The organism is Streptomyces sp. MK37H (assembly GCF_018035285.1).
Classification (GTDB): Bacteria; Actinomycetota; Actinomycetes; order Streptomycetales; family Streptomycetaceae; genus Streptomyces; species Streptomyces endocoffeicus.
The window spans coordinates 1-1,400 of the sequence record NZ_JAAAYH010000848.1; the positions used below are offsets into that span (position 1 = coordinate 1).

Genomic DNA, 1,400 nt, shown 5'->3' on the forward strand with positions numbered 1-1,400 from the left:
GTCGCCGAGCCGCCGAGCTCATGCGCGATGTCGGTCATCCCGGCCTCCCGTGGGACGGTAGCTGACGACCCATCAGATAGTGCTGGAAGCGTAAGGGCGCGTGCCTTGTCGGTCCAGGGGGTGCGGACTAGCCTGCGGAAGCCCACCTTGTCTGACGACCCATCAGAAACGGAGGTCGGCCGCTGATGGATCTCACCTACACGGAGGACGAGGAGGACTTCCGGCACCGGCTGCGCGCCTGGCTCGCCGAGGCCCTGCCCAAGCTGCCGGACCGCCCGCACCCGGCCGACTGGCCCGGCCGCCGCGCCTATGACTGCGGCTGGCAGCGCATGCTCCACGACGCGGGCTACGCCGGGCTGCACTGGCCCGAGGACGCGGGCGGCCGGGGCGCGACGCCCACCCAGCATCTGATCTTCCTGGAGGAGACCGAGCGCGCCGGTGCGCCCTATGTGGGCGCGGGGTTCGTCGGACTGCTGCACGCGGGCCCCACCATCGCCGCCGAGGGCACTCCCGAACAGCGGGCGCGCTGGCTGCCGCCGATCCTGCGTGGGGACGAGGTCTGGTGCCAGGGGTTCTCCGAACCGGACGCCGGCTCCGACCTGGCGTCGCTGCGCACCCGGGCGGTACGGGACGGCGATGCGTATGTCATCAGCGGAAGCAAGATCTGGACCTCACACGCCGAGATCGCCGACTGGTGCGAACTATTGGTGCGCACCGCGCCGGTAAACGCCGACACGCCGAAGCACCGGGGCATCACCTGGCTCGCGATGCCGATGGACGCGCCCGGGGTGACGGTGCGGCCGCTGCGGACCCTCGCTGGGACGGCGGAGTTCGCCGAGGTGTTCCTGGACGAGGTGCGGGTGCCGGTCGGCCACCGGGTCGGGGAGGAGAACGACGGCTGGCGGGTGACCATGGTGACCCTCTCCTTCGAGCGCGGTACGGCCTTCGTGGGCGAGGTGGTCGCCTGCAGGCGGGTGCTGGAGGCGCTGGCCAGGGCGGCGCAGGCCAACGGGCGCTGGGACGACGCGGTGCTGCGGCGCCGGTTGGGGCGGCTCGCGGCGGAGTGCACGGTGCTGTGGCGGCTCACCCAGTGGAACGTGAGCGAGGCGCAGCGCACCGGAGGGGTGCCGGGCGTCGGCGGCTCGGTCTTCAAACTGCGCTTCTCGCAGGTGCGGCAGGAGCTGTACGACGCGGCCGCCGAGGTGCTGGGGCCCGACGCCCTGGACGCCGGTCAGGAGTGGGTCGCCGACCGGCTCTCCTCGCTCTCGTACACCATCGCGGCGGGGACCTCGCAGATCCAGCGGAACATCGTGGCCGAGCGGATCCTCGGCCTGCCGAAGGGACGGTGAGCGGGGCGTGGACTTCCAGCTCACGGACGACCAGCGGGCGCTGCGGACGGG

Annotated in this window: 1 protein-coding gene; it reads left to right on the forward strand. The window is 72.4% G+C overall.

Annotated features, from left to right (window positions below):
* Positions 1–185 precede the first annotated feature (185 nt).
* Positions 186–1,349 (forward strand): acyl-CoA dehydrogenase family protein, encoded by a 1,164-nt coding sequence (locus GWI24_RS44365; protein WP_210951661.1) that lies wholly within the window; start codon positions 186–188, stop codon positions 1,347–1,349.
* Positions 1,350–1,400: the final 51 nt, after the last annotated feature.

Coding starts and splice junctions, on each gene's coding strand:
- GWI24_RS44365 (WP_210951661.1), top strand. CDS start 186: ATGGATCTCACCTACACGGAGGACGAGGAGGACTTCCGGCACCGGCTG.